The organism is Pantoea sp. BJ2, assembly GCF_040255075.1.
Classification (GTDB): domain Bacteria; phylum Pseudomonadota; class Gammaproteobacteria; order Enterobacterales; family Enterobacteriaceae; genus Pantoea; species Pantoea leporis.
In genome coordinates this window covers 4,156,277-4,175,055 of sequence record NZ_CP158292.1, presented here as the reverse complement: position 1 = coordinate 4,175,055, position 18,779 = coordinate 4,156,277, and the positions used below count along the sequence as shown (strand labels likewise).

Sequence of the window (18,779 nt, the reverse complement as noted above, 5' to 3'; positions counted from 1 at the left end):
GCCAGAGGCGTTTTGGTCTGAGAGACCGGATATTTTCAGCTTGTTTACGGACTGGTCTGCGGCGCCTGAGAGGGGGCTGCGGACAAAACAGAATTTGCCTGGCGGCTTTAGCGCGGTGGTCCCACCTGACCCCATGCCGAACTCAGAAGTGAAACGCCGTAGCGCCGATGGTAGTGTGGGGCCTCCCCATGCGAGAGTAGGGAACTGCCAGGCATCAAATAAGTGAAGAAGCCCCGGACGAAAGTCCGGGGCTTTTTTACGTCTGAATGTTAGCTAAAAACTGGCTATTTCAACGCTTTTTAAGCCACTGAACAATAAAATCGGCAACCTGCATTGGCTGATTAATATCCAATATGGGCAAATTCAGTTCCATATCCTCATCAGTAGCGACGGCAATCACATACTGATCCAGCAAATCCTTAATCTCACCTTTAACGCCACGCCGCCAAAGTGCAATTTTGGGGACCGGCTCATCTTTGAAGCCCTCGACCAGCACCAGATCCAACGTTGAGATATCCATCTGTGATGCTAATTGCATTAGGCTTAAAGGCTTATTAGGTGATTCAACCATCAATGCCCAGCGCTGATTACTGGCGACGATCACCTGATCCGCCCCAGCTTTACGCAGCAAATAACTGTCTTTCCCCGGCGTATCGATATCCATCTGATGATGTGTGTGCTTAATTAAGCCTGATCGAATCCCCTGAGTTTTGAGAAGTGGAATGACTTGCTCAAGCAAAGTGGTTTTTCCTGTCCCGCTCCATGCGGAAATCGCCAGTAAGCGCACACTCATAAATACTTTTCCTCATTCATGAGATCGTCTGGCGTATTGATATTGCGGAACGCAGATTCTGGGTCTGAAAACGCAATAGCATGCCCGCCATGCTCATGTAAGAACTGCATTAAACGTCGCTCGCCGCGCAGTAGCCAGGTTTCAAGATCATCAGCCAATGCGCAATTGACCAGCGCTAAGGCTGGATGATCACGCTGGGAGGATTTCGCCCACACAGCGGGCGCATCATTACGCTGTTGCCACAGACGCGCGACAAAGTCATTGGGGATCCATGGCGTATCACAAGCGCAGAAAGCGACCCATTCGTTTTTACTGCTGCGTAAACCACTGAGCATGCCAGCCAGCGGTCCGGGATAATCGGGCAATGTATCGATAACAACCTGACAACCGCTTGCCTGATAGCGATCAATGTTACGGTTAGCGCTTATCAACACAATATTGACCTGCGGCCGGAATCGCCGCAAAACGTGCTGATAAAGGTGTTCACCCTGTAACATCAATAACCCTTTATCCTGGCCTCCCATACGACTGCCTTGGCCACCCGCGAGGATCACGCCGGTAAATGCTGTCATCTCCGTCTCCTTGCTTCATTCTGGACGATACTTACTGAGCGGCAGCGTACCATCTGCATAAAGGAATCAATGATGAAATATCACCGACTCAATGAACTGCTCGAGCTTCTGCAACCCGCATGGCAGAAGGATGCCGATCTCAACTTGCTGGCATTTTTGCAAAAACTGGCGCAGGAATCTGGTTTCAGTGGCCCATTAAGTGAATTAACCGATGATGTATTGATTTACCATCTCAAAATGCGTGACACAGATAGCCAGAGTGCCATTCCCGGCCTGAAAAAGGATTATGAAGTGGACTTCAAAACCGCGCTATTACGTGCACGCGGTGTGATTAAGGATGATGAGTAATGTTATCCTTGCGCATTAATCGCAAAGGTAACACACAGGCAAAAAGATGAGTGAAGCCGCCTTTAATTTCCAGACGTTGAATCCCGATGTCATCCTTGATGCACTTTGGGATGCGGGTCTGCGTGTCGAATCAGGCTTAACCGCCCTCAATAGCTATGAAAACCGCGTCTATCAGTTCAGCGACGATGATAAACGCCGTTATGTGGCTAAGTTTTATCGTCCGCAGCGCTGGAGCGCACAACAGATCCTCGAAGAGCATCAGTTCACTCAGGATTTATTAGAGGATGAAGTGCCGGTTGCCGCGCCGCTCGTTCTGCAGGGCAGCACGTTGAATCATCATGCTGGCTTCATGTACGCGGTCTTCCCCAGTTTAGGCGGACGGCAGTATGAAACCGATAACGAGGATCAGATGGAATGGGTTGGCCGCTTTCTGGGGCGCATCCATCAAACCGCCAGGCAAAGCCTGTTTCAGCAGCGACCCACTTTCGGCCTTGAAGAGTATATTTTTCAACCGCGTCGGGAGCTGGAACAAAGCGCGTTAGTACCGGCTTCAGTCAAAGACTTACTGCTTGCTGCCGTTGATAAGCTCAGCGCGACGCTGCAGCAGCGCTGGCATAGCCATTGGCAGCCGTTAAGGTTGCACGGCGATTGCCATCCCGGCAATATTCTGTGGCGTGAAGGCCCGATGTTTGTCGATCTTGATGATGCCCGTAACGGGCCAGCAGTGCAGGATTTATGGATGCTGGTCAATGGCGATCGTCAGGAACAGTTGATTCAATGGGACATTTTGCTGGAAGCCTATAATGAATTCGGTGATTTTGATTTACATGAATTGTCACTGATTGAACCTTTACGCGCTATGCGCATGGTTTATTATTTGGCCTGGGTAGTACGCCGCTGGCAGGATCCCGCTTTTCCGCGCGCCTTCCCCTGGATGACAGATGAGGATTTTTGGCGCCGGCAGATTGCATTATTTATCGAGCAGGAAAGGCTGTTACACGAACCGCCGTTGCAGCTTAGCCCGCAATATTAATGAATTACTCAGGAGATTGTTTCACGATGAAAAAGATCATGTTTGCGCTGGTAGGTTTAATGCTGGCATTTGGCGCCTCGGCGGCACAGTTCAACGATGGTAAGCAGTTCGTTACTTTGCCAAAGCCAGTGGCGGGTGAGCCGCAGGTTCTGGAGTTCTTCTCCTTCTTCTGCCCACATTGCTACCAGTTCGAACGCGTTTATCACGTGAGCGAGGCAGTGAAAAAGAACCTGCCGGCGGACACGAAAGTGACCAAATACCACGTTGATTTTCTTGGTGGTCAATTCGGTCCGGTTGTCACTCAGGCATGGGCTGTTGCCATGGCGCTAGGCGTAGAAAGCAAAGTTACTGCACCGATTTTCGACGGTATTCAGAAAACCCAAACCGTTACCGATGCAGCAAGCCTGAAAGAGACTTTTATTAAAGCGGCGGGTATCTCTTCAGAAGATTACGATGCAGCGTGGAATAGCTTCGCAGTAAAAGCGCTGGTTGCGCAGCAGCAGAAAGCAGCAGCAGACGTCAATCTGCAAGGTGTGCCAGCGATCTTCGTTAACGGCAAATATATGGTTAACAACGGCGGCCTGGATACCAGCTCAATGGACAACTTCGTTGCTGATTACGCCAATGTAGTGAAGTTCCTGGTAGAAAAGAAGTAATTTAGTTTTTAGAACGCCGGTGCTGCCGGCGTTTTTTATAGCCTTCATTCTCTTATTTGTGCGATGTATTTATTAACCCTTCGCTTAATATCCACATGGACGATCGTCTTTTCATTAGGGCGAGCAAGATCACAATAAGCATTTAACTTGCTGATATAAATGAATTTTTAACATTAAAGTAATTGCAATTAACGTAAATAACAATACGTTATGATTTTTACGCACAAACTTATCCACAGTTTGATCCTTGCGATCCGTGCCGCGTAACGACGAAAAAGATCCTGACTTCCCCGAGTGCATTCAACATTCTCCTCTGGTTGTGGCATCCTTATAGCCCTCATTATCGCAACGAAGAAAATACGAACCTATGGCGCAAATTGCAGAAAATCCCCTGATTCTGGTCGACGGCTCATCTTATCTGTACCGTGCATATCATGCCTTTCCGCCGCTAACGAACAGTGCAGGCGAGCCAACTGGCGCCATGTATGGTGTGCTCAACATGTTGAAAAGCCTGTTGATGCAGTATCAGCCAAGCCATGTGGCTGTGGTCTTCGATGCGAAAGGCAAAACCTTCCGCGATGAGCTTTTTGAACACTACAAATCGCACCGTCCGCCGATGCCAGACGATCTGCGTGCGCAGATTGAGCCGCTGCATGAAATGGTGAAGGCGATGGGCCTGCCGCTGTTGGCGGTATCTGGCGTTGAGGCGGATGACGTTATCGGTACGCTGGCGCTAGAGGCGGAAAAACTCGGCCGTCCGGTGTTGATCAGCACCGGCGATAAAGATATGGCGCAGTTAGTGACGCCTGCGATCACCTTGATCAACACCATGACGAATACCGTGCTCGGTCCGGAAGAGGTCGAGCAGAAATATGGCGTGCCGCCAGCACTGATTATCGATTTCCTCGCCATGATGGGCGACAGCTCCGATAACATTCCAGGCGTGCCGGGAGTCGGTGAGAAAACCGCGCAGGCGTTGCTGCAAGGCTTGGGCGGTATGCAGTCAATCTATGACAATCTCGATAAAGTGGGCGATCTCTCGTTCCGCGGTGCGAAAACCATGGCGGCGAAGCTGGAGCAAAATCGCGACGTCGCGTTCCTGTCTTATCAGCTGGCAACCATCAAAACCGACGTTGAGTTGGATCTGACCTGCGATCAGCTTGTCGTCAATGAACCTAATGTCGAAGCGCTGCAAACCTTGTTTAGCCGTTATGAATTTAAGCGCTGGATCACCGATTTGCAGGATGGTTCATGGCTGCAACAAGGTAAGAAGAGCAACGCGCAGGCTAAGAAACCGCAGCTCAGCGAACCTGCTGCGCCCGCTGCCCAAGCGACCAGCGTGCTCTCTGCGGATGGCTACGTCACTATCCTCGATGAAGCGACATTTGCCGCATGGCTCAAAAAGCTGAAAAGCGCCGAGCTCTTCGCTTTCGATCTTGAGACCGACTCGCTGGATACCTTAAGCGCCAATATTGTCGGCATTGGTTTTGCCGTCGCGCCGGGCGAAGCAGCTTATCTGCCGGTTGCCCATGATTATCTGGATGCGCCAGATCAGCTGGATCGCAGCGAAGTGCTGAAGCAGCTAAAACCGCTGCTGGAGGATGGTAACGCGGCGAAGGTTGGTCAGAATCTCAAATACGATCGCGGCGTGCTGAAGAATTACGACATTGAACTGAACGGCATCAAATTTGACACCATGCTGGAATCTTATTGCCTGAATAGCGTGGGCGGAAAACACGATATGGACAGTCTGGCCGCGCGCTGGCTAAACCATAAAACGGTGACTTTCGAAGAGATCGCGGGTAAAGGCAAAAATCAGCTCACATTTAATCAGATTGCTATCGAACAAGCGGGCCACTACGCGGCGGAAGATGCCGATGTCACGCTGCAATTGCATCTGAAAATGTGGGAGAAACTGGAGCCGGAAGCGGGGCCGAAACAGGTATTTGAAGAGATCGAAATGCCGTTGTTGAAGGTGATATCGCGGATTGAGCGCAACGGCGTGCTGATTGACCAGAATATCCTGGCGAAACACTCGCAGGAGCTGACCACGCGTGTGGCCGAGCTGGAGCTGAAGGCGCACGAGCTGGCAGGCGAACCGTTTAACCTCTCTTCACCTAAACAGCTGCAAACCATTTTGTTTGAAAAGCAGGGTATTAAACCGACCAAGAAAACGCCGGGCGGCGCGCCGTCGACCAGCGAAGAAGTGCTGGCTGAACTGGCTCTCGATTATCCACTGCCGAAAGTAATTCTGGAACATCGTGGTTTATCAAAGTTGAAATCGACTTACACCGATAAGCTGCCACTGATGATCAATCCGCTTACCGGCCGCGTACATACATCCTATCATCAGGCGGTAACGGCGACGGGACGACTCTCGTCTACCGATCCTAACCTGCAGAATATCCCGGTGCGCAACGAAGAAGGGCGCCGAATCCGCCAGGCGTTTGTCGCCGGATCGGGCAATCGTATTGTCGCCGCGGACTACTCACAGATTGAACTGCGTATCATGGCGCATCTGTCGCAAGACAAAGGCCTGCTGGATGCGTTTGCCCAGGGCGAAGATATCCACCGTGCCACCGCATCAGAAGTGTTTGGTGTGGCGTTAAGCAAAGTTTCAGGTGAGCAGCGTCGCAGTGCCAAGGCGATCAACTTTGGTCTGATCTACGGAATGAGCGCGTTTGGTCTTTCCCGCCAGCTCAATATCGGTGCGGGTGAGGCGAAGAAATACATGGATCTCTACTTTGAACGCTATCCGGGCGTGCTGCGTTATATGGAAGAGACGCGCGCGAAGGCAGCAGAGAAAGGCTATGTAGAAACGCTCGATGGTCGTCGTTTGTGGCTGCCTGATATCACCTCCAGCAATGCGATTCGTCGTAAAGCGGCGGAGCGAGCGGCGATTAATGCCCCAATGCAAGGCACGGCAGCAGACATCATCAAACGCGCGATGATTGCGGTGGATGGCTGGCTGTTGGAGCAAAAAGACGATGCCGTGCGCATGATTATGCAGGTACACGATGAACTGGTGTTTGAGATCCGCAGCGATGCAGTGGATAGCGCCATTAAGACCATCCGTGATCTGATGGAGAACAGCATGAAGCTGGATGTGCCGCTGCAGGTGGAAGTAGGCACCGGCGATAACTGGGATGAGGCACACTGATCATGCTGATTCAGCGGTATTTGCGTGCCGCTGGCATCATCATAAGAAAAAAGTTTACTTAATCGGTTCAGCAACCTCACAAAGCGGTCTATTAAATGCGCGTTTTGTAACTGCCTATCGGCTAAGCATTTTTTTAGTAATTAAACTACATCGAACGCGTGAAAGTGTGATGAGCTTAGTAAAAAAGATGTCGAATCCTGAAACTTAACAACAAAAAACCCTTTGTAGGGCGCTGAAAATCAGGTAGAGTTTGTCGCGTAGGGTACAGAGGTAAGATGTTCTATCTTTCAGACCTTTTACTTCACGTAATCGGATTTGGCTGAATATTTAGCCGCCCCAGTCATTTATGACTGGGGCGTTTTTTATTGGGCTTTTTCTCAAAAGCCGCAACAAAATCACTCTGCTGTTTCTTCGCCGTCGCCTTCTTGCGCTGGCTCTAGTTCGCTAAACCAGCTGTCCAGTTTCTTACGCACAATATCAACGCCCATCTTCTTCAGCGACGAGAACATTTCCACCTGCACATCACCGTTAAAGGCCAGCGACGCTTCGCGCACCATCGTCAGCTGTGCTTTGCGTGCGCCGGATGCCAGTTTGTCGGCTTTGGTCAGTAAGACCAGCACGGGAATCTGGCTCTGCACGGCCCATTCAATCATGTTCTGATCGAGGTCTTTCAGCGGATGGCGAATATCCATCAATACCACCAGACCCTTCAGCGCCTGACGTTTTTGCAAATATTCCGCCAGCGAGCGCTGCCATTTGCGCTTCATCTCTTCCGGAACCTGGGCATAGCCATAACCGGGTAAATCGACCAGACATTTACCTTCAACCACTTCAAACAGGTTAATCAGCTGAGTACGACCTGGCGTTTTACTGGTACGGGCCAGACCTTTTTGGTTAGTGATGGTGTTCAGCGCGCTGGATTTACCTGCATTCGAGCGCCCGGCAAAAGCAACTTCAATACCCACATCCGCCGGTAAGTGGCGAATATCGGGGGCGCTGAGCATGAAATGGGTCATGTGATAGTTCAAAGCAGACAAAGTGAAACTCCAGCAAAATGAATCGGGCAATTGGGCTGATTATACCTGTAATGGCGCAAAAGTGCCCGATAGCGTCCAAATGCGCCATTTTGTAAGAGATCTATGATTTTTACTGCCAGCGATTACCGCTTCATGGAATATTAACAATCAATTTAGATGTTATATTTCAATGATTTGAAATGACTTTAGGAAATGCCACTCTAAAATAGAGACAAGTCTCACTTGTTCATTTTACCTATTAGTCTACATTTGTTGTCAGTGCACGGCAGCACCCATCAGGATGATGAGCTCAGGAGTGTCGGGGATGACCAAGAGCATGGCGGGAAGCGATTCAGGCAGGAATCGAACAAGGACAGGGATTAATCGCAGGAGCGATGTGGCGATGGAGCAACCGGGACGTTGTGAGCCGTAAAGGATTTATTCAGTGTTTCCTTCATATGAAGGTGCGATAAAAGGCGATAGCATAGGCTATCGCCTTTTTTCTTTGCTTACTTTCTGCTAGATTTCGCCGCAATTCTATACTGAACTCACAAAGCACCGCCGAGACCGGACACCATGAAGCAACCTGCATCAGCCCCGCGTGGCAAACCTGCTGCGAAAGCCAAACGCAAATCGCGTGAAGACCTTAATCAGGAAGCGCGCGATCGCAAACGCGATAAAAAACATAGCGGCCATAAATCTGGCAGCCGCGCCAATCCTGAAACGCAAGCCGCTGGCAAAGGTCAGGGTAAAAAAGCTCAGGATCCACGCCTGGGCAGCAAAAAGCCGATCGCATTAGTTGCTGATGGTAAAACCCAGCCGGCAAAAAAGCCTGAAGCGAAACCAAAGCCAAAAGCAGAAAAAGTTCGCCTGACGCCGCAAGAAGAGCTGGCGAAGCTGGAAAATGACGAACGTCTGGATACGCTGCTGGATCGCCTGGAAAACGGTGAAACCTTGAGTGGCGAAGATCAGGCCTGGTTGGATCAAACCTTAGACCGCATCGATGAGCTGATGGAAACGCTGGGCATCGCGCTGGATGACGAAGCGGAAGATGAGCAGGCTGAAGAAGATATGATGCGCCTGCTAAAAGGTAATTAAGGCAAATTTTGATCGGCATGCGTTTTCGCGCATGCCGCGCTAAACAGGTATTCACCTATGTTTTGGCCTGGATCAATTTTCGCGCTGCTGCTGACATGTTATCTGCTCTGGTTATTGTTTAAACTACGCCGCCTGTCGCGTCTTAAGTCGCGTTTACGTCGGCGTTCAGCCCATCGCTTCGTCCACTCTTCTGCTACGCGACCCTCTCTCAGACGACGTCACCGTAAGGAGTGAGCATGTCATCGCAGCAGATTGATTGGGATCAGCGCCTCATCGAAAAATACAACTACGCTGGCCCACGTTATACCTCTTATCCCACCGCGCTCGAATTCAGTGAGAAATTTGGTGAGGCAGATTTTCAGCAAGCCGTGCAGCGCTATCCCGATCGTCCGTTATCGCTGTATGTGCACATCCCGTTTTGCCATCGGCTTTGTTATTTTTGTGGCTGCAATAAAATCGTGACGCGCCAGCTGCATAAAGCCGATCGCTACCTTGATGTGCTGGAGCTGGAAATTCGTCAACGTGCGCCCTTATTTGCGGGCCGCTGCGTCACTCAATTGCACTGGGGTGGTGGCACGCCGACATTCCTCAACCAGCAGCAGGTGAGCCGGCTGGTGGCGCTGCTACGCGAGCATTTTACGATTGCCGATGACGTCGAAATGTCGATCGAGGTTGATCCACGTGAAATCGAACTGGAGATGATCGATCATCTGCGCGCGGAAGGTTTTAATCGCCTTAGCATGGGCGTGCAGGACTTTAATAAAGCGGTGCAGGAGCGCGTGAATCGCGTGCAGGATGAAGAAACCATCTTCGCTCTGGTGCAGCGTGCGCGTGAGCAAGGCTTCCGTTCGGTTAGCCTTGATCTGATTTATGGCTTACCGCTGCAAACGCCGGAAAGCTTCGCCTTTACCTTACAGCGCGTTACTGCACTCAATCCCGATCGCCTCAGCGTCTTCAATTATGCGCACATGCCTTCACTGTTCGCTGCGCAGCGTAAAATTAAAGATGAGGAGCTGCCAGGTGCAGCACAGAAACTGCAGATCCTGCAGGAAACCATCGCCACCTTAACCGGCGAAGGCTATCAGTTTATCGGTATGGATCACTTCGCACGTCCGGATGATGAGCTGGCGGTGGCACAACGCGCTGGCGAACTGCATCGTAATTTTCAGGGTTACACCACACAGGGCGAAACCGATTTGCTCGGTTTGGGCGTGTCGGCCATCAGCATGCTGGGCGACAGCTATGCGCAAAATCACAAAGAGTTGAAAGCCTATTACGCAGATGTCGAGCAGCGCGGCAATGCGCTGTGGCGCGGGCTTACGTTGAGTAACGATGATTGTTTGCGCCGCGATGTGATTAAAGCCTTAATCTGTAATTTCGCACTGGATTTTGCCGCGGTAGAGGCGCAATACCCGGTTGAGTTTGAACACTATTTTGCCGAGGATTTAGCGCTGTTAGCGCCGCTGGTGGCGGATGGATTGGTGGAGCAGCACGGTCGCAGCCTGCACGTTACCGGCGTCGGTCGGTTGCTGATTCGTAACATCTGTATGTGCTTCGATGTGTATATGCGCCAAAAGGTGCGCATGCAGCAATTCTCGCGAGTGATATAAAAAAACGGGGAGCCTATTCGCTCCCCGGTTTCAAAACGCAAAACGTGCGCGTTATTCCATTCCCAGCTCTTTCAACTTACGCGTCAGGGTATTTCGTCCCCAGCCGAGCAAGCGCGCCGCTTCCTGTTTGTGCCCTTGTGTATGACGCAGCGCGGTGGTGAGCAGCGTGCGCTCCATCTCCGGCTGTGCTTCCGACAACAGGTTTTGATGACCGGAACGCAGGGCGCGATCTGCCCACTGCGCCAGCAGCGTAGCCCAGCTGTCCGGCAACGATTGCACCGGATTGTCTGGCGTGCTGGATTCAAACAGTTCAGGCGGCAGATCCTGAATCAACACTTCCTGGCCAGCTGCCATCACCGTCAACCAGCGACAGGTATTTTCCAGCTGGCGCACGTTACCGGACCAATGCAGACGCGTCAGCGCGGTTTCGGTTTCCGGATGCAGAATCTTTGCTTCCACCCCTAACTCACGCGCAGCAACCTGCAGGAAGTAACGCGCCAGGCGCGGAATATCTTCACGTCGTTCACGCAGCGGCGGCAGATGAACGCGGATCACGTTAAGACGATGGAACAAGTCTTCACGGAATTTGCCTTCCTGCACGCGCAGCTCAAGATTCTGGTGAGTTGCCGCGATGATACGCACATCCACTTTCACCGGCGCATAGCCGCCAACGCGATAAAACTGGCCATCGGCCAATACGCGTAATAAGCGGGTTTGCACATCAAGCGGCATATCACCAATTTCATCAAGGAACAGCGTGCCGCCATCGGCCTGCTCAAAACGTCCCTGACGAATCTGGTTGGCACCGGTGAACGCGCCTTTCTCGTGACCAAATAGCTCTGATTCAATCAAATCTTTGGGAATCGCCGCCATGTTCAGCGCGATAAAAGGAGATTTCGCGCGTGGACTGTGGCGATGCAGCGCATGTGCCACCAACTCTTTACCGGTACCGGATTCACCATTGATCAGCACGCTAATTGAGGAGCGTGAAAGACGACCAATGATGCGGAACACATCCTGCATTGCCGGCGCTTCGCCGATAATGTCGGTGGTTGGGCCGCTGACGGGCTGATTACGCGGCTGCTGCTGCTCCTGATAATGGCTAATCGCACGTTCAACCAGTGCGACCGCTTCATCAATATCAAACGGCTTTGGCAGGTAATCAAACGCACCTTGCTGATAAGCGCTGACGGCCGCATCCAGATCGGAGTGCGCGGTCATAATGATCACCGGAAGCATCGGATGGCGCTGCTTAATCTGTTTCAGCAGCGCAAGTCCATCCATGCCAGGCATACGAATGTCTGACAATAATACGTCTGGGGTTTTGCTTGCGAGCGCGTCCAATACCTCGTTAGCGCTGTCAAAGGTTGCACAGCTCAAACCGGCTCCAGTGAGTGCCCTTTCAAGCACCCAGCGGATGGAGCTATCGTCATCGACGATCCAGACTATCCCTCGTTGCATAGAAACCTCACTGGCGAATAGGCAGGTAAACCGAGAATTCGGTGTGACCTGGCCAACTGTTAAATTCTATTTTTCCTGAATGCTGATCGATCAAGCTACGGGCGATGGACAGACCTAAACCGGTGCCGCCTTCGCGTCCGCTAACCATCGGATAGAACAGGGTATCTTGTAGCTGGGCCGGAATGCCTGGGCCGTCATCTTCAATATCAATACGCGCGACTAAGCGGTAACGCGTGCCGTGCAGCGTGAGCTGGAAGGCGGTACGCGTACGAATCACAATGGTGCCGCCTTCATCGCCCAATGCCTGCAGCGCGTTTCGCACCACATTCAACAGCACTTGTTCAATCTGGTCGGGATCGTGCGGCAGTTCCGGCAGGCTTGGGTCGTAATCGCGCACCAGCGAAACGTTATCCGGCAGCTCCATCGACACCAGATTCACCACGCGTTCGGCAACCTGATGAATACTTTGCGTTACGTGCAAGCCCGGCTGTTGCGGGCCAAGCAGACGATCAACCAGATTACGCAGGCGGTCGGCTTGCTCAATGATGATGCGCGTATATTCATGCAGGGAAGGATCGGGTAACGCGCGAGTCAGTAGCTGCGCGGCGCCGCGTAATCCTCCCAGCGGGTTTTTAATCTCATGCGCCAGACCTCGCACTAAATCGCGGGCAGCGACCTGCTGAGCATGCTGAATTTGTTCCTGGCTAAGACGACGTTGATTATCCATCGGCGCCATTTCCAGCAGAATAAAGCCATCCGGTAAGCGCTGTGCCGTGAGCGACATAATGTGCGCGCGGCCATCAACCACCAGAGTGACTTCGCTATCGGTAAAGCCCTGGCCAGCTCCGAGACTCTCGCTCATCACCTCAATATTCAGCGAAAAATAGCCGGTTAATTCCGGTAATGGCGTGCCGAACAATTTACGTGAGCTTTGCGCCAGTAATTGCTGAGCCGCCGGATTGGCGTAATGGATAACTAAATCGTTATCGACCAGCAAAATACTGTTGATCAGGGAGTTGAGAATCTGCCCCGCGTCGGGCAGCGTGCCAGTTGCCATACAGCGTTCCTCTGCACTAATTTAGTGCATTATAGCCATTCAGGACGGAAATCTGTGCTTCGAACCATGAATGCGCGGAGAAAAAAGCCCATCCGGAGATGGGCTAAAGTTTCCACGGCAATTAAAAATCTTTCAGGCTGTTCACGCAGCAAAAAGAGTGCGTGAACAGGGAGCTGAAATTTTTAAATTAAACGCTGTAGTACAGTTCGAACTCAACTGGGTGCGGAGTCATACGCACGCGGTCAACTTCTGGCTTACGCAGTTCGATGTACGCATCGATAGCGTCATCAGTGAACACGCCGCCACGGGTCAGGAACTCGCGGTCTTCGTTCAGTGCGTTCAGCGCTTCTTCCAGAGAACCTGCAACTTTTGGAATCTCAGCTTCTTCTTCCGGTGGCAGGTCATACAGGTTTTTGTCCATCGCATCGCCAGGGTGGATCTTGTTGATAACACCATCAAGACCGGCCATCAGCAGCGCGGTGAATGCCAGGTATGGGTTAGCCGCTGGATCCGGGAAGCGTGCTTCGATACGACGTGCTTTCGGGCTGGCAACCACTGGGATACGGATAGAAGCAGAACGGTTACGGGCAGAGTAAGCCAGCATAACTGGCGCTTCGTAGCCTGGGACCAGACGCTTGTAAGAGTTGGTGGTTGGGTTCGCCAGGGCATTGATCGCTTTAGCGTGCTTGATGATACCGCCGATGTAGAACAGAGCAGTTTCAGACAGGCCGCCGTACTTGTCGCCAGAGAACAGGTTCACGCCGCCTTTTGACAGAGACATGTGGCAGTGCATACCAGAACCGTTATCGCCGAACATTGGCTTAGGCATAAAGGTTGCCGTTTTGCCGTACGCGTGAGCAACGTTGTGCACCACGTATTTGTAGATCTGAATTTCGTCAGCTTTTTTGGTCATGGTGTTGAAGCGGGTTGCCACTTCGTTCTGACCAGCTGTGGCTACTTCGTGGTGATGTGCTTCAACCACCAGACCCATCTGCTCCATGGTCAGACACATAGCAGAACGGATGTCCTGTGCTGAGTCAACCGGTGGCACTGGGAAGTAACCGCCTTTCAGACCTGGACGGTGACCTTTGTTACCGCCTTCGTACTCTTTACCGGTGTTCCAGGCTGCTTCGATATCGTCGATAGCCACGTGTGAACCTGAAGTAGAAGAACCGAAACGGATGTCATCGAACAGGAAGAACTCTGGCTCTGGTCCAAACAGCACGGTATCCGCGATGCCTGAAGAACGCAGGAACTCTTCTGCACGCTTAGCAATGGAGCGTGGATCACGGTCGTAGCCCTGCAGTGTGCCTGGCTCAAGGATGTCGCAACGGATGATCAGGGTCGAGTCTTCGAAGAACGGATCCATGACTGCAGTGGTTGCATCCGGCATCAGCACCATGTCTGATTCGTTAATGCCTTTCCAGCCACCGATGGAGGAGCCATCGAACATTTTGCCTTCTTCGAAGAAGTCAGCGTTAACCTGGTGAGCAGGGATAGTAACGTGCTGTTCTTTACCTTTGGTATCGGTAAAACGCAGGTCAACAAACTTAACTTCATGCTCGTTCATCATCGAGAGAACGTGTTCAGCGGACATACTCAACTCTCCTGGAAATGGTCATTATCGTCATGGTGAGAGAACTTCGTTGCCGGGAATGTGTCACGACTGCTGACCACTCCTAACCAAAGATCTCGGCAAGCTCTTTCAACCGTTTTATAACTGTCGTTTTCGCTTAAAATATATAAAGCGAATTCTGTGCCAACTTTATGACAATGGCGAAAATGGCGCTACAATGCGCCCTTTCATGAGTCGAAGGCTGCACCAGGATGGATTGCACGCATCGTTATGGTGCGCCACAGGTGAAGTTAAGCACCAATTTGGTGCAAACTACTATCGCAGTGCAGATTAATGCACCGTAAACGGTGCTAAAAACCAGCGCTATAAGAAACTTTCGGCGAAATCTGTGATCATGTTCAGTCTTCCGCTTAATCCGTGTACAATACCGCGTTATTTCTATAATGCCTGAGGCAAAGCTGTGATCGAAAATTTGCGTAACATCGCCATCATCGCGCACGTTGACCATGGTAAGACCACCCTGGTTGACAAGCTGCTCCAACAGTCCGGTACTTTTGATGCCCGTACCGAAGCGACTGAGCGCGTAATGGACTCCAACGATTTGGAGAAAGAGCGTGGGATTACCATCCTCGCAAAAAACACCGCCATCAAATGGAATGACTACCGTATCAACATCGTTGATACCCCAGGACACGCCGACTTCGGTGGTGAAGTGGAGCGCGTCATGTCCATGGTGGATTCGGTGCTGCTGGTTGTAGATGCGATGGATGGCCCTATGCCGCAAACCCGCTTCGTAACCAAGAAAGCATTTGCTCATGGTTTGAAGCCGATTGTGGTTATCAACAAAGTTGACCGTCCGGGCGCGCGTCCTGATTGGGTTGTTGATCAGGTATTTGACCTGTTCGTTAACCTGGATGCGACTGACGAGCAGCTGGACTTCCCGATCATCTTCGCTTCGGCGCTGAACGGTATCGCGGGTCTGGAACACACCGACATGGCTGACGACATGACCCCGCTGTATCAGGCGATCGTTGACCACGTTTCTCCACCTCAGGTTGAAGTTGAAGCGCCACTGCAGATGCAGATCTCGCAGCTGGACTACAACAACTATCTGGGCGTGATCGGCATCGGCCGCATCAAGCGCGGTACCGTGAAGCCGAACCAGCAGGTCACTATCATTGATAGCGAAGGCAAAACCCGTAACGGTAAAGTCGGTAAAGTGCTGGGCCACTTGGGTCTGGAACGTATCGAAAGTACCCTGGCAGAAGCGGGCGACATCATCGCGATCACCGGTCTGGGCGAGCTGAACATCTCTGACACCATCTGCGACACGCAGAATGTGGAAGCGCTGCCAGCCCTGAGCGTTGATGAGCCAACCGTTACCATGTTCTTCAACGTGAACACCTCACCGTTCTGCGGTAAAGAAGGTAAGTTCGTGACCTCGCGCCAGATTCTGGAGCGTTTGAACAAAGAGCTGGTACACAACGTGGCACTGCGCGTTGAAGAAACCGAAGATTCGGATGCGTTCCGCGTTTCCGGTCGTGGTGAGCTGCACTTGTCGGTTCTGATCGAAAACATGCGTCGTGAAGGTTTCGAGCTGGCGGTATCCCGTCCGAAAGTTATCTTCCGCGAGCACGAAGGCCGTAAGCAGGAGCCATTCGAAAACGTGACCCTCGACATCGAAGAAACCCATCAGGGTTCTGTGATGCAAGCGATGGGTGAGCGTAAAGGCGATCTGAAAAACATGGATCCAGATGGTAAAGGCCGTGTACGTCTCGACTACATGATCCCAAGCCGTGGTCTGATCGGCTTCCGTAACGAATTCATGACCATGACTTCAGGTACCGGTCTGCTGTACTCCACCTTCAGCCACTATGACGATGTTCGTCCGGGCGAAGTGGGCCAGCGTCAGAACGGCGTGCTGATCTCGAACGGTCAGGGTAAAGCGGTAGCGTTCGCCCTGTTCGGTCTGCAGGATCGCGGCAAGCTGTTCCTCGGTCACGGTGCGGAAGTGTATGAAGGCCAGATCATTGGTATTCACAGCCGTTCTAACGATCTGACAGTAAACTGTCTGACCGGTAAGAAACTGACCAACATGCGTGCGTCAGGTACTGACGAAGCCACCACTCTGGTTCCACCGCAGAAAATGACGCTGGAACAGGCTATCGAGTTCATCGATGATGACGAACTGGTAGAAGTGACTCCGCTGTCAGTCCGTATTCGTAAACGTCATCTGACCGAGAACGATCGTAAACGTTCTTCTCGCGGCAGCAAAGAGTAAGCGAAACAGTCTGATATTGAGCCCCGCACCCGCGGGGCTTTTTTATGTCTGCAACCCGCTGCAACGCTCGCTTAATGAAGTTTGCCTCCGCTTCCAGATTACTGATTTCCCACCCCTCGTCCCTGTTCAGCTCCCACTTTTGCCGCTAAAGTGAATGATCCAGGGAACGAAAAGGAGAGGCGTCATGCTGTACATCTTTGATTTAGGCAATGTGATTGTTGATATCGATTTCAATCGTGTGCTCGGCGTCTGGAGCGACTTAGGGCGCGTGCCGTTATCCACGCTACAAAGTCGTTTCCGCATGGATGAGGCTTTTGAGAAACACGAACGTGGCGAAATCAGCGATCCAGAATTCGCTGCGCGCATTTGCGACCAGCTGGATATCGCGTTGAGCTATCCGCAATTCACCGCTGGCTGGCAGGCGGTCTTTGTCGGCGTGCGTCCTGAAACGCTGGCAATCATGAACAAGCTGCGTGCCAATGGCGAGCGCGTGGTGATCCTGTCCAATACCAATCAGCTGCACTTCGAGTTCTGGCCAACCCAATATCCCGATGTTCAACAGGCGGCCGATCATCTTTATATGTCGCAGGATATCGGCATGCGTAAGCCGGAAGCGCGCATCTACAACTATGTGCTGCAGCACGAAGGTTATCAGGCCGATCAGGCGGTATTTTTCGATGATAATCAGGCCAATATCGACGCTGCGCGCGCACTCGGCATTGAGAGCGTGCTGGTGGTTGATGAGAAAACTGTGCCGGACTGGTTTGCGGGTCGTCTCTGAGTGCTGAACCATCGACATCTGCGCCACTCGGCGCATGCCTTTTATTTGTGGGTAAAACTGCTGTGGCGACGCGTTGACGATGACAACATGACGACGCAGGCGGGTAATCTCGCCTACGTCTCATTGCTGGCATTGGTGCCGCTGATTGCCGTGGTGTTCGCACTGTTTGCTGCTTTTCCGATGTTCTCGGACATCAGCGTGCAGTTGAAGAACTTCATCTTTACCAACTTCATTCCGGCAACGGGCGACGTGATTCAGCGTTATCTCGATCAGTTTGTCGCCAACGTCAATAAGATGACGGCGGTCGGCATTGTGGGGTTGATCGTCACCGCGCTGCTGCTGATGCATTCGGTGGACAGCGCATTGAACGCCATCTGGCGCAGCGATAAACCGCGTCCAATGGTCTACTCCTTTGCTGTTTACTGGATGATCTTAACGCTGGGCCCGCTGCTGGCCGGCGCAAGCTTAGCGCTCAGCTCCTATCTGCTGTCGCTGCGCTGGGTGAACGTCACGGGCGTCACCAGCCTGATCGATCATCTGCTGCGCATATTCCCGCTGTGCCTCTCGATCCTCGCTTTCTGGCTGCTGTATAGCATTGTGCCGACGCGGCGCGTGCCGACGCGTGATGCACTGATCGGCGCCATCGTTGCCGGGTTGCTGTTCGAGCTGGGTAAAAAAGGCTTTGCGCTCTATGTTACGATGTTCCCTTCGTATCAGTTAATTTACGGCGTTCTGGCGGTCATCCCCATTCTGTTCCTTTGGGTTTACTGGTCGTGGTGTATTGTGTTGTTAGGCGCGGAAATCACCGTCACGCTGGATGACTATCGCCAGCTAAAACAGCAGGAACGCGAAAAAGAACGTGAGGAAACATGATTGCTTTGATTCAGCGCGTCAGCCGCGCCAGTGTCAGCGTTGACGACGCGACAGTGGGCGAAATTGGCGCCGGCTTGCTGGTGTTATTGGGTGTGGAAAAGGGCGATGACGAACAAAAAGCGCAGCGATTAACCGAGCGCGTGCTGGGCTACCGCATCTTTGCGGATGAGAATGACAAAATGAATCTTAATGTGCAGCAGGCAGGTGGCAGCGTGCTGGTGGTGTCGCAATTCACTCTCGCCGCAGATACCAATAAAGGTATGCGTCCCTCTTTTTCTGGCGGCGCAGAACCGGCGGAAGCCGAGCGCCTCTATGAATACTTTAGCGATTGCTGCCGAGCACAGGGCGTGGCCACCGCAAACGGGCGCTTCGCCGCCAATATGCAGGTTTCGTTGGTAAACGATGGTCCGGTGACCTTCTGGTTACAGGTGTGAGGGTTTCAGCCGAGCGGCAAGGACTTAGCC

General features: G+C 52.1%; 16 protein-coding genes and 1 rRNA gene. 11 read left to right on the top strand and 6 right to left on the bottom strand.

All coding sequences use genetic code 11. The features are described 5' to 3' along the window. The first annotated feature begins 97 nt into the window (after nucleotides 1-97). Nucleotides 98-213, top strand: a 5S ribosomal RNA gene (rrf, locus tag AAF463_RS19410). Between the two features lie 76 nt (nucleotides 214-289). Here rrf and mobB read toward each other — a convergent pair. After that, complete coding sequence (gene mobB, locus AAF463_RS19405; RefSeq protein WP_101760727.1) at nucleotides 290-793, bottom strand: molybdopterin-guanine dinucleotide biosynthesis protein MobB; 504 nt, start codon at nucleotides 791-793, stop codon at nucleotides 290-292. Beyond that, nucleotides 790-1,365: a molybdenum cofactor guanylyltransferase MobA gene (gene mobA, locus AAF463_RS19400; RefSeq protein WP_350261308.1), complete on the bottom strand. Its 576-nt coding sequence runs from the start codon at nucleotides 1,363-1,365 to the stop codon at nucleotides 790-792. Before mobA ends, mobB begins: the two co-directional genes overlap by 4 nt. 72 nt (nucleotides 1,366-1,437) lie before the next feature. Between mobA and AAF463_RS19395 the strand changes: the two genes are divergently transcribed. From AAF463_RS19395 to polA, 4 genes are all read left to right on the top strand, one after another. Then, entirely contained in the window at nucleotides 1,438-1,713 is a 276-nt protein-coding gene (locus tag AAF463_RS19395; protein ID WP_101760725.1) for a YihD family protein, read from the top strand. Between the two features lie 46 nt (nucleotides 1,714-1,759). After that, the gene (locus AAF463_RS19390) at nucleotides 1,760-2,746 is read left to right on the top strand and encodes a serine/threonine protein kinase (RefSeq protein ID WP_350261307.1); all 987 of its coding nucleotides are present in this window, start codon (nucleotides 1,760-1,762) and stop codon (nucleotides 2,744-2,746) included. Nucleotides 2,747-2,772: 26 nt separating this feature from the next. Then, nucleotides 2,773-3,402, top strand: a complete 630-nt coding sequence (gene dsbA, locus AAF463_RS19385; RefSeq protein ID WP_101760723.1) for a thiol:disulfide interchange protein DsbA — start codon at nucleotides 2,773-2,775, stop codon at nucleotides 3,400-3,402. 367 nt (nucleotides 3,403-3,769) lie between these two features. Next, on the top strand, nucleotides 3,770-6,562 hold the full coding sequence (gene polA, locus AAF463_RS19380) for a DNA polymerase I (RefSeq protein ID WP_350261306.1): 2,793 nt from the start codon (nucleotides 3,770-3,772) through the stop codon (nucleotides 6,560-6,562). A gap of 395 nt (nucleotides 6,563-6,957) precedes the next feature. Here polA and yihA read toward each other — a convergent pair whose 3' ends face one another. Beyond that, complete coding sequence (gene yihA / locus AAF463_RS19375) at nucleotides 6,958-7,599, bottom strand: ribosome biogenesis GTP-binding protein YihA/YsxC (protein WP_101760721.1); 642 nt, start codon at nucleotides 7,597-7,599, stop codon at nucleotides 6,958-6,960. A 555-nt stretch (nucleotides 7,600-8,154) separates the two neighbouring features. Here yihA and yihI point away from each other — a divergent pair. Next, nucleotides 8,155-8,676: a Der GTPase-activating protein YihI gene (gene yihI / locus AAF463_RS19370; protein ID WP_101760720.1), complete on the top strand. Its 522-nt coding sequence runs from the start codon at nucleotides 8,155-8,157 to the stop codon at nucleotides 8,674-8,676. 236 nt (nucleotides 8,677-8,912) lie between these two features. Further along, nucleotides 8,913-10,286 (top strand): oxygen-independent coproporphyrinogen III oxidase, encoded by a 1,374-nt coding sequence (gene hemN, locus AAF463_RS19365; RefSeq protein WP_350261305.1) that lies wholly within the window; start codon nucleotides 8,913-8,915, stop codon nucleotides 10,284-10,286. Between the two features lie 51 nt (nucleotides 10,287-10,337). On the opposite strand, the gene glnG is transcribed toward hemN, so the two are convergent. The 3 genes from glnG to glnA form a co-directional block, all read right to left on the bottom strand. After that, on the bottom strand, nucleotides 10,338-11,747 hold the full coding sequence (gene glnG, locus AAF463_RS19360; protein ID WP_008109800.1) for a nitrogen regulation protein NR(I): 1,410 nt from the start codon (nucleotides 11,745-11,747) through the stop codon (nucleotides 10,338-10,340). A gap of 7 nt (nucleotides 11,748-11,754) precedes the next feature. Then, nucleotides 11,755-12,804: a nitrogen regulation protein NR(II) gene (gene glnL / locus AAF463_RS19355; RefSeq protein WP_008109798.1), complete on the bottom strand. Its 1,050-nt coding sequence runs from the start codon at nucleotides 12,802-12,804 to the stop codon at nucleotides 11,755-11,757. A 187-nt stretch (nucleotides 12,805-12,991) separates the two neighbouring features. Continuing rightward, nucleotides 12,992-14,401: a glutamate--ammonia ligase gene (gene glnA / locus AAF463_RS19350; protein WP_007885243.1), complete on the bottom strand. Its 1,410-nt coding sequence runs from the start codon at nucleotides 14,399-14,401 to the stop codon at nucleotides 12,992-12,994. Between the two features lie 439 nt (nucleotides 14,402-14,840). Between glnA and typA the strand changes: the two genes are divergently transcribed. The 4 genes from typA to dtd all read left to right on the top strand — a co-directional run bounded on the left by typA (nucleotide 14,841) and on the right by dtd (nucleotide 18,749). Continuing rightward, entirely contained in the window at nucleotides 14,841-16,661 is a 1,821-nt protein-coding gene (typA, locus tag AAF463_RS19345) for a ribosome-dependent GTPase TypA (protein WP_008109794.1), read from the top strand. A 184-nt stretch (nucleotides 16,662-16,845) separates the two neighbouring features. Then, entirely contained in the window at nucleotides 16,846-17,442 is a 597-nt protein-coding gene (gene yihX, locus AAF463_RS19340) for a glucose-1-phosphatase (protein WP_101760718.1), read from the top strand. Further along, nucleotides 17,443-18,315 carry a virulence factor BrkB family protein gene (locus AAF463_RS19335; RefSeq protein ID WP_101760717.1) on the top strand — a complete coding sequence of 291 codons (873 nt, stop codon included), beginning with the start codon at nucleotides 17,443-17,445 and terminating at the stop codon, nucleotides 18,313-18,315. After that, complete coding sequence (dtd, locus tag AAF463_RS19330; RefSeq protein ID WP_101760716.1) at nucleotides 18,312-18,749, top strand: D-aminoacyl-tRNA deacylase; 438 nt, start codon at nucleotides 18,312-18,314, stop codon at nucleotides 18,747-18,749. Before AAF463_RS19335 ends, dtd begins: the two co-directional genes overlap by 4 nt. Nucleotides 18,750-18,779: the final 30 nt, after the last annotated feature.

What these genes read in the sequence shown, in the direction of transcription:
- mobB (WP_101760727.1), bottom strand. Translation starts at nt 793, where the DNA reads ATGAGTGTGCGCTTACTGGCGATTTCCGCATGGAGCGGGACAGGAAAA.
- mobA (WP_350261308.1), bottom strand. Translation starts at nt 1,365, where the DNA reads ATGACAGCATTTACCGGCGTGATCCTCGCGGGTGGCCAAGGCAGTCGT.
- AAF463_RS19395 (WP_101760725.1), top strand. Translation starts at nt 1,438, where the DNA reads ATGAAATATCACCGACTCAATGAACTGCTCGAGCTTCTGCAACCCGCA.
- AAF463_RS19390 (WP_350261307.1), top strand. Translation starts at nt 1,760, where the DNA reads ATGAGTGAAGCCGCCTTTAATTTCCAGACGTTGAATCCCGATGTCATC.
- dsbA (WP_101760723.1), top strand. Translation starts at nt 2,773, where the DNA reads ATGAAAAAGATCATGTTTGCGCTGGTAGGTTTAATGCTGGCATTTGGC.
- polA (WP_350261306.1), top strand. Translation starts at nt 3,770, where the DNA reads ATGGCGCAAATTGCAGAAAATCCCCTGATTCTGGTCGACGGCTCATCT.
- yihI (WP_101760720.1), top strand. Translation starts at nt 8,155, where the DNA reads ATGAAGCAACCTGCATCAGCCCCGCGTGGCAAACCTGCTGCGAAAGCC.
- hemN (WP_350261305.1), top strand. Translation starts at nt 8,913, where the DNA reads ATGTCATCGCAGCAGATTGATTGGGATCAGCGCCTCATCGAAAAATAC.
- glnG (WP_008109800.1), bottom strand. Translation starts at nt 11,747, where the DNA reads ATGCAACGAGGGATAGTCTGGATCGTCGATGACGATAGCTCCATCCGC.
- glnL (WP_008109798.1), bottom strand. Translation starts at nt 12,804, where the DNA reads ATGGCAACTGGCACGCTGCCCGACGCGGGGCAGATTCTCAACTCCCTG.
- glnA (WP_007885243.1), bottom strand. Translation starts at nt 14,401, where the DNA reads ATGTCCGCTGAACACGTTCTCTCGATGATGAACGAGCATGAAGTTAAG.
- yihX (WP_101760718.1), top strand. Translation starts at nt 16,846, where the DNA reads ATGCTGTACATCTTTGATTTAGGCAATGTGATTGTTGATATCGATTTC.
- dtd (WP_101760716.1), top strand. Translation starts at nt 18,312, where the DNA reads ATGATTGCTTTGATTCAGCGCGTCAGCCGCGCCAGTGTCAGCGTTGAC.